The 14,724-nt window shown below is 36.5% G+C and carries 14 protein-coding genes; 3 read left to right on the forward strand and 11 right to left on the reverse strand.

From position 1 onward, the window contains the following. Nucleotides 1-155 precede the first annotated feature (155 nt). Entirely contained in the window at nt 156-758 is a 603-nt protein-coding gene (pcp, locus tag ACKP2L_RS07080; protein WP_439425157.1) for a pyroglutamyl-peptidase I, read from the forward strand. Between the two features lie 10 nt (nt 759-768). On the opposite strand, the gene ACKP2L_RS07085 is transcribed toward pcp, so the two are convergent. The 9 genes from ACKP2L_RS07085 to ACKP2L_RS07125 all read right to left on the reverse strand — a co-directional run bounded on the left by ACKP2L_RS07085 (nt 769) and on the right by ACKP2L_RS07125 (nt 9,825). Then, complete coding sequence (locus ACKP2L_RS07085) at nt 769-936, reverse strand: hypothetical protein (protein ID WP_439425158.1); 168 nt, start codon at nt 934-936, stop codon at nt 769-771. A 225-nt stretch (nt 937-1,161) separates the two neighbouring features. After that, nucleotides 1,162-2,079, reverse strand: coding sequence for an alpha/beta hydrolase family protein (locus tag ACKP2L_RS07090; RefSeq protein ID WP_439425159.1), 918 nt, complete (start codon nt 2,077-2,079; stop codon nt 1,162-1,164). 83 nt (nt 2,080-2,162) lie between these two features. Beyond that, nucleotides 2,163-2,540 (reverse strand): amino acid permease, encoded by a 378-nt coding sequence (locus ACKP2L_RS07095; RefSeq protein WP_439425160.1) that lies wholly within the window; start codon nt 2,538-2,540, stop codon nt 2,163-2,165. 166 nt (nt 2,541-2,706) lie between these two features. Then, on the reverse strand, nt 2,707-3,819 hold the full coding sequence (gene wecB, locus ACKP2L_RS07100) for a non-hydrolyzing UDP-N-acetylglucosamine 2-epimerase (protein ID WP_439425161.1): 1,113 nt from the start codon (nt 3,817-3,819) through the stop codon (nt 2,707-2,709). Between the two features lie 12 nt (nt 3,820-3,831). Further along, complete coding sequence (locus ACKP2L_RS07105; protein WP_439425162.1) at nt 3,832-4,938, reverse strand: glycosyl hydrolase family 8; 1,107 nt, start codon at nt 4,936-4,938, stop codon at nt 3,832-3,834. 9 nt (nt 4,939-4,947) lie between these two features. Further along, nucleotides 4,948-6,255 (reverse strand): glycosyltransferase family 2 protein, encoded by a 1,308-nt coding sequence (locus tag ACKP2L_RS07110; RefSeq protein WP_439425163.1) that lies wholly within the window; start codon nt 6,253-6,255, stop codon nt 4,948-4,950. Nucleotides 6,256-6,407: 152 nt separating this feature from the next. Next, a complete protein-coding gene (locus ACKP2L_RS07115; RefSeq protein WP_439425164.1) occupies nt 6,408-7,268 on the reverse strand; it encodes a hypothetical protein in 861 nt (286 codons plus the stop codon). Nucleotides 7,269-7,771: 503 nt separating this feature from the next. Then, nucleotides 7,772-8,335: a hypothetical protein gene (locus ACKP2L_RS07120; RefSeq protein WP_439425165.1), complete on the reverse strand. Its 564-nt coding sequence runs from the start codon at nt 8,333-8,335 to the stop codon at nt 7,772-7,774. A gap of 248 nt (nt 8,336-8,583) precedes the next feature. Further along, nucleotides 8,584-9,825, reverse strand: a complete 1,242-nt coding sequence (locus ACKP2L_RS07125) for a hypothetical protein (RefSeq protein ID WP_439425166.1) — start codon at nt 9,823-9,825, stop codon at nt 8,584-8,586. Between the two features lie 1,149 nt (nt 9,826-10,974). Here ACKP2L_RS07125 and ACKP2L_RS07130 point away from each other — a divergent pair. Then, on the forward strand, nt 10,975-11,952 hold the full coding sequence (locus tag ACKP2L_RS07130; protein ID WP_439425167.1) for a hypothetical protein: 978 nt from the start codon (nt 10,975-10,977) through the stop codon (nt 11,950-11,952). A 292-nt stretch (nt 11,953-12,244) separates the two neighbouring features. Next, complete coding sequence (locus ACKP2L_RS07135) at nt 12,245-13,033, forward strand: AbiH family protein (protein WP_439425168.1); 789 nt, start codon at nt 12,245-12,247, stop codon at nt 13,031-13,033. A gap of 524 nt (nt 13,034-13,557) precedes the next feature. Here ACKP2L_RS07135 and ACKP2L_RS07140 read toward each other — a convergent pair. Further along, nucleotides 13,558-13,830 carry a hypothetical protein gene (locus tag ACKP2L_RS07140; protein ID WP_439425169.1) on the reverse strand — a complete coding sequence of 91 codons (273 nt, stop codon included), beginning with the start codon at nt 13,828-13,830 and terminating at the stop codon, nt 13,558-13,560. Beyond that, nucleotides 13,831-14,184 (reverse strand): hypothetical protein, encoded by a 354-nt coding sequence (locus ACKP2L_RS07145; RefSeq protein WP_439425170.1) that lies wholly within the window; start codon nt 14,182-14,184, stop codon nt 13,831-13,833. Between the last annotated feature and the right edge of the window lie 540 nt (nt 14,185-14,724).

A 14,724-nucleotide genomic window follows, 5' to 3' on the forward strand; every position in this document is an offset into this window, starting at 1 on the left:
TTTATAAAACTCCCAACATGATAAATTATAACTTTTTAAAATTTAATTTCAATAATAGTTATTTTTTTAACTAAATATGAATTTTTATTTCTCTAACATTTATCAGCACAAACCTGCTCAAGTAATGCTAAAATCTTTCTCAATTGGAGAAAACAATGAAACTGTTATTAACAGGATTTGATCCATTTGGAAAAGATGATATCAATCCGTCATTTGAAGCCGTCAAGAAAATGCCGGACAAAATAGAAGGGATCGACATATTAAAGTTGGAGATCCCAACTATTTTTAATAAATGTGCTGAAATAATCCACCAGCAAATAGTTGAAACAAAACCGGATATTATCCTTTGTATCGGCCAGGCCGGCGGCAGATATGCGATCACACCAGAGAGAGTTGCTATTAATTTGGACGATGCGCGGATCGCTGATAATGCTGGTCAAAAACCAGTTGATAGGAAAATAAAAAATGATGGGCAGACTGCCTATTTCAGCCAATTACCCATCAAAAAAATGTCTAAAGCGATCATCAGCTCAGGTTTGCACAGCTGCGTCTCAAATAGTGCCGGAACCTTCGTTTGCAACCACATCATGTATCAAGTTCAATATATGATCGATAAGGAATTCAATAATATCAAAGCGGGTTTTATACATATCCCCTTTCTGCCGTCCCAAATAATAAACCGTCCAAACATGCCTTGCCTAAGTCTGGAAGATGACGTCAGGGGTTTGACAGCCGCTATAAAAGCAATCACTCAATAAAAGCTTAACTTCACTCTGATCTCTTGCAGACCATCGATTCCTTTTTGGCTGAAATGTCAGATAGTTCTTGTTCTAACCGAGCAAAAACAGCCGGTCCTTCAAAAAAGCTGACAACCACAGACACCAAATCAGCACCGCAAAACAAATGTTTATAGGCCTCCCCGCCGATTTTTTGCAAAAAAATACCTCGATTATAAATAATCGAGGCACCATCAACGAAAAATTTTTAAATTGTAAATCAAGAAAAAAAGGAAAAGATAATTTAGTCATCAGTCTCTAATTGATTCTTATCCGCCAAAGCTTTCAAAGCGCGATCCTCCTTATTCCTTTCAAAATTTACACTGAAAGGAAGACTGCCAGGATTTTTCCTTCTTATCTAAATTCCAGTCAAAGAAACCAAAAATCATTTAATAACTTTTTGTTGGACAAAAAACTTTTCCATTTCGACAGTTGCTTCATTGAAAGCACGACCGAAAAATTCATGACCGCCGCCGGGGATGACCTTTAATTGAGCATGCTGATAAACTCTTTGAGCCCGCTGTGAATAACGCATCGGGACTGTATGATCTTCATCGCCATGCAAGATCAGCACCGGACCGGTATACTTTGCGATCTCACCATAGATATCGTAATTCCACATATCGGTCGCATATTTTTTAGAAACATCGATCCAGTCGATATACCTGAAGTGCTCCGGAACCGCCGACAAACTAGGATAATCATGATGCAGCTGATCGCGGATAATAAAGGCCGGGTAAGCCAAGATCAATCCAGCGATCCGGTGTTCCGGTTCTTGAGCACCGGCGATAGCTGTTACTAATCCGCCCTGGCTTCCGCCGTGCAAATAGATCCGGTTCGTATCGACAAAATCCCATTTTTCAGCAGCGTTGATAACGTTTTTTAAATCAGCGACCTCTGTGAGGACCGACATATCCGTCGACTTTCCTTGCGAACGTGATCCTGAGATCGATCCGCCAGGAAAATCAAAAAGATAATAGGCAATTCCACGGCTGGCAAAATATCTGGCATAGCCCTCGCCAGTCGAATGCGTCGTGCCCAGTTCATGCGAAAAAATAACCAGGGGATGCTTGCCTTGTGTATCCGGAATGTAAGCTTCACCCCAAACTCGTTTGTCATTACTGGTCAAAGTTATTTCGCGAATGTGATATTTAGTTTTACCACCCTGTGCTGTTTGTCGGCCTGTTTGGCCGGGACGATAAGTTGGCATATGATTCTCCCTTCTAAAATAAAGAAATAGTGAAAAAGCAATGATGATCACGACCACCGCGCCGATCAAACCTGACCACTTCAATTTAGACATTAAAACTCCTCGTGATGCAATTGAAAACTGATTGCAGCCTTTTCTACAATTCTAAACCTTGGAGTTGATACAGGGCAAACGAATCAATGACTCAAATTTATATTATGTTGTTTGGTTAAAAAATAAAAAGGAATTGCAATGATCAAAGCACCAAAACCCCATAAAATGTTTAATACAGGTGTGTTGAAAAGCAGCCAGACTGAAACGGCCAAAGCTAAGACTGGAATCAGCCAGCCGAAGGGTACTTTGAATTCTCTCGGTGCGTGTGCCATCGTTTTTCTAAAGACCATCAAAGCGACTATCGTTGGAATGAATTGAGCAAATCGAGAAACAGCGCTGATCTGGGCAAGAGTCGAAAACGTTCCCGAATATGCCAGCAGCAAACCAAGCAAAGTTGACACGATGATCGAAATATAAGGTGCACCGAATTTATTTCGTTTGGCTAAGATTTGAGGCATCATTTTATTTTCCGCCAGCGCAACTCCAGATTAGAAAATAGTTATATAAAAAATATCTAAGAATTATTGATTAAATAAAAATCATCTTTAAGTTAAACTTTTGTTACTTTAACAAGAATATCAACGCCTTTTAATTTTTTTAACAAGATAAATCTAAAATTACTTGTGATTAACCAATCTTTTCTTGAATAAATGCCAAAATGCGTGCTGAAGCATGGCCATCCCCGTAAGGATTTTTAGCATGAGACATACTTGCATATACTGCTGGATCGTCCAACAACTGTTCCATAGATTGGCGAATATACCGTGGATCTTCGCCAACCAACTTTAAAGTTCCGGCTTTCACACCTTCTGGACGTTCGGTGTCATCGCGTAACACCAATACCGGCTTATTTAAGGAAGGTGCTTCTTCTTGAACACCGCCAGAATCCGTCATAATAAAAAAGCTTCTCGCTGCAATATTGTGAAAATCAATCACATCTAAAGGAGCAATTAAGTGTATGCGTTTAGAACCCGACAGTTCTTCTTTGGCAACTTCTTGAACTTTCGGACTCAAATGGACGGGGTAAATGACATCAACATCCGGATGGAGAGTGACTGTATCTCTGATAGCACGAAAAACTTGTCGCATGGGCCGACCTTGGTTCTCGCGTCGATGCATGGTTAATAAAATAATCCGATGTGTCGGGTCAATCTGTTTTAAAACATCGTGGTGAAATTTCTTACTCACCGTCCGTGATAAGGCATCAATGACAGTATTTCCTGTAACCGCAATTGCCTGACTATTATGTCCTTCTTTTAATAAGTTATCCCGGCTAAGGCTAGTTGGTGCAAAATATAAATCTGCCAAAGTGTCGGTTAATTGGCGATTCATTTCTTCTGGATAAGGCAAATATTTCTTCCAAGTCCGTAAACCGGCTTCAACGTGTCCGATCCTAATTTGATGATAAAACGCACTCAAACTGGCCGCCAAAGTCGTCGTCGTATCGCCATGGACTAACACAATATCCGGCTGCTCAGAAGCAAATATTTTTTCCAAACCTTGCAGCACACGTGTCGTAATACCAGCTAAAGTCTGGCTCCCTTCCATAACGTCTAAATCATAGTCCGGAATAATATGAAAAACTGTCAGCACCTGATCCAACATTTCTCTGTGCTGTGCAGTCACTACAGTGATCGGATCAAAATAATTGATTTGTTTTTTCATTTCTAAATATAGCGGTGCCATTTTAATTGCTTCCGGCCGGGTACCAAAAATCATCATTACTTTTATTTTTTTCATTAAATCTCCTTTTTAACGTTTCAACGACAAAGCAGTCATTGTCGTAAGTGTCTCATCGTAGTATCTATTCTTTAAAGATGGCATCATCAAAACATATTCTTCGCGGTGGCTAAGCGAGGCATAACGATTGAATTGAGCAGAGGCATATAACACAGGTGCTGAAAAACTAGGTGACTGGTAAGTATTTAATTGATGCCCGTTCAAACTATACCCTGCCGATATATATCTTTCACGATCAAAAAAAGTGAGTAAACGATGGAGAACAAAGCGTGATTTTTTGTCACGACTTTTAGCTAAATTCATGGGAATACGACATGCATTGTAACCATATGTCTTCTGGCTGAACTGATCAAATTTTTTTCCTTTCCTAATGACGATTTTCTTATTTGAATCTATCCAAGCGAAATCCGGAATCAACCCATTTTTATTGGATCGACTTAGCAAAAACAGTTTATTAAGCATACTGTTTTTAATGTGCAGCCAAGTTCGATCGGCAGTCAATTGATAAAAACGATCAAAACTCTCAGGCAAAACATCAGAAGTACGCATCATCGTGTAATAAGGGGTATGCTTATCTGCCCAATTTCCGACAGTCAGTATCCGCTGTCCGGGATTGTATTCATAAGTCAGAATATCTTGCAGTAACTGATGTGCCAAATGCAGATAATATTGCTGATGAGATGGCCAAATCCGGGCTGCTTGAATCAAAGAATCGGCAATAAAAACATCACCATCTGTGGCGCTATTGTGAGAACGCTGGACATGACCAGACAAATAGCGCTGGCGCCAAGACATTAAATGTGTATTCGGTAACTGATTATTCTGATAATAGGCAACTAATTTTTGGAAGTCCTGTTGGTTGGCCAATCCTCTATCTGCTGCTGCCAAAGTGATTTGCATGGCGTAGCCTTGGCTCTCTGACAAAGTCGTTAATGGACCTGACACATTCGTTTTGACAAACATAGTATGACCTCGCGTTTTCAGATAATGAGTCCGCCAATTATGATAAAAATTTCCGGGCAAGGCATTATTATGGGAAACTCTGATATACAAAAGCAGCACTAAATAAAGGACAACAACTATCAGTACCCAAAAATGTTGAATCACGTGTTTAAACATTCATCCTCCTTAATCCGTAAACCTTTTAGTCTTAACCCACTTGCTGCCATCACGATGGAACAAAACGTCGATAATTACTGAAAAGACTGAAGAAATTGACACTACCACAAAAATCTGTGAATAAGTAAAATAAGACAATAAAGCAATCCAAATCTGTTTACTAGTGGCCTGCCCAAATTGTGTTGACATAGCAATATTGATTTGCAACAGATAAATAAGAATCATGAGAATCCAGTTGTAACTTAACAGCTGTGCAATCTGAGGATTGCTGGCAGAAAAATTAAAAGGCACCATAATCCCTGAATGAAAAATCCCTGCCATCATCGCTAAAAGATTGACAAAAAAAATCACATCAGACACAATTATTGCAATAATAAACCAGAAAAAAGTGCAAGAATAATAAAATGTTTCGAGCTTGACACGCCAATGACTATGATCAAATAAATGTTTAAAATTGGCCAAAACCACTTGATAGTTACCCTTGGCCCACCTTTTACGCTGGTAATAATAAGATTTAAGCGTCTCCGGTTCTTGCTGAAAGGCTTCAGAATTATATGCCAATGCGATCAACTTGCCACTCTGCATAATTTTAAAAGAGATATCAGTATCTTCTGTCAGGGCCCCATTCCGCCAGCCGCCAATGCTTTTAACAAATTTAGTATTGATAATAAAATTAGTACCAGGAATTCGGCCAATCTTAAATAAATGCCACAAACCAACGTGCTGGATACGCTGAGTCACAACAATCTCTTGATTAATACACTTAGTCAAGAAGTTTTGATTAGCATTACGTGTCTTGTTTCTCCCAAAAACAGCCGCATAACGTTCGGGATCTTGAAGAAAAGTTGCTATCAAAAAATACAAAGCATTTTTCTCTGGAATAGCATCAGCATCGTAGACAGCGATAAATTCACCACTGGCAATTTTCAAAGCATCATTTAAAACACCGGCTTTACCGCCACCACCAGTCCGCTTAACAATTTGAATATCAGTCAATGTTCCAGCTGATCTAACAATGGCCTGTTGCATCACATCATAAGTGTGATCCTGACAATTATCAGCAAATAACAATAACTCGAGTTTGTCTGTTGGATAATTCAAAGCCAATAAAGCGCTAATTGTCTTAGCAATTACTGTTTCTTCGTTATGGGCTGGCACAACGATGGAAATTTTTGGATAGCGGGATAATCTAGTTATTTTGCTTGCGTGGCGACTTCGTTTTAACCAAAAATGAACAGCACCACTAATGATCACAATACTCATGAAGATCGAAATCCAAATAGACAATAATGCAAAAATGACAAGATAATCACTCATGGTCTGAAACCTTATTAAAATAGTAAGTCACGCGATAAAAAATAATCCATTGAAAAATATACAAAACCGTCACACAAGTAGCGAAGACAATCGTGACTATCATCGCGATGATAAAAAATACATTGAGTAAATTCATATTCTCGATTCCATTCTTATTGATATTCTTTGATAATATGCGTCTCTAATTTTCGATGTAAACGATGCAAAACTTGTTTTAAATCAGTATATTTATCAACATTCTTAGCATTAACCGTAATCGTCTCTAACATAAACTGAACTTCATAAACTGAATTAACGCTCCGAAATCTGATTTTATTCAATTCCTGCTCAGTTTTAGCATTAATTTGATCATAATCTTTAAAAGTTGTCGCTGGGAATATCAATAAAAAAGATCTATCATCGAGATAAAAAATATGTTCGCTAGGCATTCGAATCTTTTTCAATACATTGGCTGCAGATGCTATAATGCGAAAATATTCTCGATTATTCAGCTGGAAAAATTGTTCTTGGTGGGCTAAATTGATCAAGGCAACACGATAAACGATTTTGATATTGGGATTATTGCGCAAAAAACGAATACAATTTCCGTAAAATTTTTTTGCCAACCTGCTACGCCTAAAATTAGTCACAGTATCGACATGGTTAGAAAAACTTTTAATATGTTTCATTACCCGTAAAGATTCACGACGCAGTAAAATATTTTCATGAACTAATTGAGTTAAAAAAGCAAAAAATGGAAAAATAGCAATCAAAAAAATCCGTTCCGGTACCGTCAAAAAGACACTGCCGGCCGTTAAAATAACTATCCCAGTGCTGACAATGATAATCACAACCCAACTAATCAAAATTGTCGGTAAGAACATCCCTAACAATATTGAAATAGCAATCAGCAAAGCAATCGTCTCTAAATACTGTGGCAGAAAACTATTGCTCCATACTAAAACAGCAATTGCCATAAAAATAATGAACAAAATAGAACTCTCTAATGAGATTTTTCTGATTTTAGTGAACATTGCGCCTCCAAAACATATTGGCCATTAATTGTAAACAGGTCAATAATAACATTTTACATTTTTATACGTCTAGTGGATAGATTGTCATAAGCAAGCGACAGAGCGTCGCGCAGATCATAGACAAAAAAGTCGACAAATTATAATTTTGTTCCAAAGAATCCAACCAGCAAAGGATTTATCGACATAAAAACACGGGTAAATAACGGCACAATCTCACAGAGAGTAAATAGACAATCATTACGCCGACGGCAGCTAAACTCACAATCAAAATGACAAGGAATTTGGCACTTGGATTCATCGCTTTCATGACAGCTCACACTGCATGGGCTAACCATATCCGAATTCGTACGGATGATTGTCACAAACGTTACTAACAAGGATTTCTCAGCAATCAGTTGGATTATCAAAGTCTTCCAGAATCAAAAATTCTTGACTTAATTATTTATTTAGGATTACACCAGAATACCATAAGCAAATAAGATAATGTGAGACAAAGCCGTCAGTTATAAAGACTCACCGTTATCATTTTGATGTGATTGTTGACTGAGATATAAAATATATTCAGTCTCATCTTCCGAAACCAAATGATCATCTTTCATATAAATGATTTTCTTTTGATTGGCTTCAATCGTTCGCATTGATTCTCGCACTTTTAAAAAGTACTTATCTAATAGCTGGTCGTTAACCGGTACCTCACTCTCAAAAACCATGATAATTTGAGCATGATTTTGCAATGAAATATGAACATTGATACCCGGTACTTTTTTCTTATGGCCAGATATTAAGTAAAGAGGTTTAGTGATGATTTTTTTATAAAGATTACTCAAAAAGGTTTTCACCAAATCGTACAAGGGGTTAATTACAAATGCCGTTAAAAACATGGTAGCTAGAGGACTCGAAATGATTACTTGCAATCCTTCAAATATAGAATTTTGTACCAATCTTCTTTCCGAAGAAATAAATTCGACATCAAATTGCCCAAAAGATGCATTAATCTCCTTAATCTCTTCTGTTGTATAAAGTCCAGGCACACTGACCATTCCAATTTTTTTATCTGTTGTATTCATACTCAGATTATGGCATAAAAACCACTAAAGCCTCTCTGGCTACTGCCATATAACAAAATTCGGTAGCACCCCCCCATCTGAACAACACCGACAAGTTTCATTGACCAGTTTGAGAAAATAATCAATATTATTAGTCACAATCTCCCTTGTTTTCTCATCAAGACAATCATCAAATAAACGGCCATGGTTAAATGGATTGGTTAGAATAAAATGCCCTGTTAACTCAAATAAATAATAAAAAGTTCCAATCATTGTGTTTCTTTTAATTTCTCTAGTACACACTGATAATGAGCAATCAATGCAGACCTTTGGGAATCCGTTGCATACTTCTTTGCTAACGCTTCAGATTTGAAAAAAGCCAGTATTGTATCTAAATTTTGTCGATGTTTGAGCTGTGGAAACATCATGCGCATTAAGGAATAAGTTGGATCAACATCGGACAATTGATTTTCTGTTTTCTCGTCATGTGTCGTAGCTAATACAGGAAGTGAATTAGAAATATAACCAAAAGTTTTTGAGAAATTCAATAGATTTTGAACATCTGCATCTAATATTTCATCGGTTAGTTTACCCGGATTTATCAGAATAATAAATTTCAGGAGCATTAATAGATCTGAGACAACTTTCATATTAAACCCAACCAAAACATTTTCAGAAATCATCTGTTGCTTATTATGAACATCATTCAGTTGTTCTTCTGGGTTATATGAAACACATAAATTTTTTCCCTCAAAAATCCAAGATCGATAAGCATTCAACCAAGCACGCCGGATACTTTGCTCTGCTATGCTTTTGAAAGACATACTTTTGTTCTTGCTGCGATCCAAAGTTGCAGGTGTCGTTGCCCATGCTTCGGGAAAAGAAAAATCGCCTTTCCCATCATAAGCATTGAAAATTGTATTTGCTTTGGAACTTACCAAGAACGTAACTAGACTAATTACCTTCTCTTGATCCACTTTATCTCGAGATGAGTTTTCATCAATGAACCTATTAGCAATTTTCTTAAAAGTACCAAAGAAGTTTTCTTTGAAAAAGTCATTAATATTATCATCTATACCTGTGCTAGCAGATCCAAAAATCAATTGAATATATTTTGTAAAGACGATCCGTAACCACAAAAAATCACGATCCAATAGCCATCGGTGGTTACGAGATTCAGAGGAATAATTCATGAAACAATACGTATAGAATTTAATCATTTCGTCGGAGGCGATCGGATCACCTGCTTGATAAAATGACAAAAGATTATCGTCCCATAGCCTTAGCAAACCATCGATGCTGTGATCATTTTCTTTATCATATTTTGGATTTGAGCGAATACGTTTAATCGTTTTGAAAAACTGTTGCATGAAATCGTAGTCAAACACAAACGTGAGCTTAAAGGGATGTGAATCAGAAGCATTATAGGAGCGAATAAATTTTCTTTGATTGAAGAAATCTTCCCATAATTCACCAACATCGATTTTATTATTTTTTAAAGCAGAATCCATAAAATTTTTACGAACTTGATTACGAAAAGACTCTTTAGTAAGATTTTAAAAAAATGCGAAGCGTCAAAAACAGTCCTAAAAGATAAAAGAATAATAAGAGCCATAGTACGATTCCACAATATCGGTTCCACAGGATAACCGGTACAACTAGTAGAGCGAGCACTACAAACACTGATTTGGCATTAATTATTTTTTCAAAAATAACTCTTTTATCAAATGGAGTAATAGGATCATTCTGTCCTGAACTAACCAAGAAGAAGACCAGTGGCAATAAAATCGCCAGTAAAATTTCGTCAACTGAAAATAGTGATGATCTGTTAACTGTTCCCCCCTAAAAAAATCATGTAACCACTCAAAAAATTACGATACACAAACAAATTTCGGTTCGGTGATTTTTCCATACATTCATCATTAAAAGACATTGGTGCTGCGCTTTACGAATCGCTAGTGAAAAAATATAGTTCATAAATTAAAGAATAGACCTATCGAAGCTTATTTGATTAGTTATGCTTAATATCAACGATTTTACTTCCCAATCATTTTCTTTGTTACTATTTCTATTGCATCATTTGGCAACCCATGTATCATGGAACCAGTTTTTGAGAACTCACATAATCTTAACGAGAATTAAGCAGTAAAGCAGTCGCGCTCACTTAATATCGTCTTTTATTTCATAACGCCATTGAGCAACCGACACATTCACGCTCAATCGAGATTCAGAGGAAAAAATTCTTTTAGTACTACTGATTCCAACACTCTTATTGGGGATGAGCTGAACCTATGCCCATATTAAACATTACTGGTTTTTGTGGAGACTAAAGTCCTGCTAAGTCGATCTGATCTCTTTGCATGGTCACCTTGTATTTTTTCTAAGTATCTGAAGTCGGTTTGTAAAGAAAAATGTATTTGATCTTTAGAAATAAAGTCTTGTAGATAAGCATTATCAACAAATTTAAGAAGTGTATTAACGAGATATTGATCATTACTTATGTGGCATTGCAAATCTTCCTATGCAATTATAACTGAGGCAATTCTATATCATTTGCTTAAGAATTGTCATTTTTTTAAAAACTTGTATTTGAGTTCTCTATAAGAATTTGCAAAACATGCATTACAACAAACCAATAAAAGTCATAAAATGAAGGCAATATGGCAAACGCAGAAAATATAGGTAAACTGTTGGCTCACATTGACAAACTGTCAGATTCGGAAAAACAGCAATTATATGATTATTTTCATAATTTTTATTTAAGCAAAATCCAGGAAACTGGCGTCGATCAGGATAACTTAGATATTTTTTCTTGGGTCAGCACCGATCTGGACTTAACTATTATGTCTACTAAAAACAAATTTTTTGGTCAAATAAAGGCAGTTTACCTGTCCTCAAGTGAACAGGGAGCCGGAACACTGCAGTACCACGATTTTATCTCAATACAAGATTATGCTTTTCTAACAACTCAATCTGATAACGAAAAAGTTAAGTGGTTACTGTCTGAGGGAAAGATTCAGAATAAAGATATTATTCTAATAACAGTAAATGGAATGCCTTCAGAAGAAATGGATGGGCTAAAAGGAGCGATTGAGAAAGAGATTGAATCTTTCGTAGAAAGAGAATTCCGCAAATCGGTTAAACAATTGTCAATGACGCCACTTAGTGATGATGCTTTTAATAAAAATTCGTTCTTCCTGAATAAATTCCAAGTCGCTGATATTACACACGGTGTTGATGATCCTGAATTTACAGAAGAGATTTCAGAAATCTTGTTTGCCTACAATGCTGGAAAATGGTTTCTATCGGTTTGTGCTTTGGGAACAGCCTTAGAGCACTTACTTATTTTAACTTTAAGAAACTATCAGGACATTCAAGGGCTAGGCAAAGATGCTGGCGCGGCTGTTCTGCTGGGCAAAATGAGAAACAACACCCATATCCATTTAGACGTGACACAAGAACGTTTTATAAGGCAATTATTTGAAACAAGAAATACTGTGTCTCACTACAATGATGGTTGGACTGGAAAAGGACAAGTTGACTTACTTCTTAACGGAATCAGATCAGTCTACAAAACTCATTATTTGCCGAGTAAGGAATTTGCAATCCAACGGGAGCAATCAACGACCAAGCAATAATAAAGTACAAAATGTGAAAAAAATATCTTACACCAAAAAACACGATAGTTCCTCCTTCTATTTTTGCATTTATTATAAATCTGATATATTTACTTTGGCGAAAATAGTCCATGTTCGTATACTGAAAATCCGGACCGCTTTATTTATATGCCAAGTATTCAACATTTTCCAACAGAAATATTTCGACCATCGCGTTAGAAATCAATCGAATTGGATCACAGTATTTGATAAGGCCAATGATGCGAACAAAATTAAACTGATCAAATTGCTTCTCCTCAAAGAACTCAATGCAATGGAAGATGAATTTTCGGATTATCTAAGACAGATTACAAAGGACAACACTGATTATCAGCAGAAAGCTGGCTTACAATTTGATAATCTATTTGAGAATGATATTTCCGACAACGAACTTAATCATAATTCAACAATTAATAACGCGCTACTGACTTTCAACTACACACAGCCAAATTTCGAAGAAAAAACCTTTAAATCTAAAATCTATTATTCAAGAAACGTTCATGGAAATATCAAAGACAACAACATCATCATGGGAATCGATTATGAGAGTGACGACAAGGAACATTCCTTAGTTAGATTCACAAAAACATATCGTACACTGGCTTTCACACACATACAGCATCATGACCATAGTTTGTTCGACCATTCTTTGGACAAAATTAAAATATATGGTCACTCGCTAAATTCTGCGGATAAATCTTATTTCTATGCCATATTTGATGCAATTGATCTCTATGGCCAAAAGACGGAATTGTATTTTTATTACTCCGACTATGACGGTTTTGATGAGGATGCTTTATTTCAAAACATTAATCGTCTCATTCAAGGTTACGGCGAAACAATATCGAAAGACCATGGCAAAAGTTTGCTGCATAAACTGATTCTCGGAGGTAGAATTCATATCAAAGAATTATTTGAATACTACCACCTAGACGAAAAATCAGCTACCGAAAGTGAAACTAAACAATTTAACAAACATTTTGCCAGAATCCACCAAATTTTATTAAATCCCGGACCCCATGCTACTTTTGTGTCCTTCGACAAACTACGAACCCATACCTAGGTAATAATTATAGAAAAAGGTTCAAGCTAGACTGAAAGTAACTGGCTGATGAACTAAATCTATTTTCATAACACAATCCGATAAATCACCTAAAGGGGGTTCAAGTCCTCTTTGCTTCGGAACATTTGCTTTGTAAACAAACCGGAATTCACGCTGGTCCTTATATCTGTTCCTTTTGTAAAATAACAGTTGGCCCTTATCAATATCCTTCAGTAAATCAGCCGCCTCTATTTGATTGGATTCATCATAATATAAAACCCGATTAGGAATTACGTCTGAAGTAATTTTAGAGCATGCATCCACCAACTTTGTTTCAAAAATAGGGAGGTCACTTACCACAACACACGTTCTATTTTGAATTTAGAAGTTTTTTAAGATTTGCTTAATATTCTCTTTCAACATATATACATTTGTCCCGGGACTTAGTAATTCAAAATCATCTGTTGATAATTCAACAAAAGAACAAATCCCAATATTTTCTGAATTTGGGTATGTTGTATTTATTCGCAGACTTGTAAAATCCCTTAGGCAAACTTCACTGATTGCAGGATCATTTTCCAAGTATGTGAAAGCAAACGGTATGGATACAGGATTTTTTTGAGATCCAAATCTTGTTCAACAGAGCCTTCGGCACGATCACCAATGAAGGTATCTCCTGTACAATTTTCCAACTCTCTAAAATCAGAAAGAGAGGCAAAATGTAATTTTCCTTCGTTTATAAAACTATCCAAGTATTGATTATCGACAAATTTTAACAACATATGTACAGAACTTTGTTCACTAGCATTTATTGCCACTTAAACTCCTCGTCTAATAACATAATAACGCTCTGAAACATTTCCAATATAGGAAAACGGAGCCTCGGATCCTCCACAAAAACGAAGTATCTTCATAAAGCCTCCTCGGCATTGGAACTTAATATACTTTTTCGTTGCTAAAAAAGTCGATACAATAGCTTTACCTTCAGCATTAAAATCAACAGCCAAAGGAATAATGCAAGTATTTTCAACAGAATCGTATACTTTTGGCGTCATAATCGTTGATTCCGTGCTGGCTCCACTGCCGTCTTTTTTATCTGCTTTGTCTTTATAATCCTGGTCACACAGAACAATGATGTAGTCAACATCCGGACGTGTGAGACTTTTCTCCATAAAATGGAAAAGATCACCACCAGCAGAAAGATCCTATTGATCAAAGATTACTGATATACCAGTGCTGCAAATCCTTTGCTAAAGCCGTTGCCAGCTCTTGCTGCCTATGTGAGTATGAAATAAATACTTGCTTTGTTTTATCTGCCATATCTATTTGCCTAATGCTTTCTCGATTGTCGTTAGCCTTGAAACTGTGATTATCTGTGTCAGACATAAAACTAGGTTGATTAACTCTTTACTAAAGATCTACTAAAGCACAAGATCATTGGCTGGACAATTAATACCCAGCATGTAGCTAGCAGATCATCCTATACGCTCTTTAATTAATTTGATTGGAGAGATGTGAGCTGCCCAGCTTGAAGCCGAAACGACCAATCCCATCAACACAGCAAAACCGAATCGGTTAGGCTACTTTATTTTTTTGATTGACAACATTTATTCTTTCAATGTCGAACAAATTGATATACTTTGCGACATCCAAAATCAGATGGACAATCGATGAGATTCGAAATTGATAAATCAATCCTCGCTTTAATAGCA

The sequence above is a fragment of the Oenococcus alcoholitolerans genome (genome assembly GCF_051852995.1).
In the GTDB taxonomy this organism is placed as follows: domain Bacteria; phylum Bacillota; class Bacilli; order Lactobacillales; family Lactobacillaceae; genus Oenococcus; species Oenococcus alcoholitolerans.